This window comes from Corynebacterium sp. HMSC074A09 (assembly GCF_001811545.1).
Lineage (GTDB): Bacteria > Actinomycetota > Actinomycetes > Mycobacteriales > Mycobacteriaceae > Corynebacterium > Corynebacterium hiratae.
Genome location: NZ_KV805114.1, coordinates 1 through 270, shown reverse-complemented (window position 1 = coordinate 270; position 270 = coordinate 1). Strand labels below are relative to the sequence as shown.

The 270-nt window shown below is 53.3% G+C and carries 1 protein-coding gene; it reads right to left on the bottom strand.

Going from position 1 to position 270, the window contains the following annotated elements:
- On the bottom strand, positions 1-270 hold a 270-nt coding region (locus tag HMPREF2807_RS01905), incomplete at both ends, for a YPDG domain-containing protein (protein ID WP_198531363.1).

Here is a 270-nt window from a genome sequence, read left to right as displayed (position 1 = left end):
TCAACATTGTCCTTAGAACCATCCGGGTAAGTCACCTCAACCGGAACAGTGATCTTGTCACCAGGCTTAGCGTCCTCCGGAACCGGAACGGTGATCTCACCAGTGTTCTCATCAACCTTCACACCCTCCGGAGCATCGTCACCAGGGGTAAAGGTGGTGTCATCAGGAGCCTCGGTCGGGTTACCGTCCTTGTCCTTAAACTCCGGAGCAGGAACAGTTACATCCTCACCAGGCTTACCAGAACCATCCTCATAACCAGGCTCAAACTCA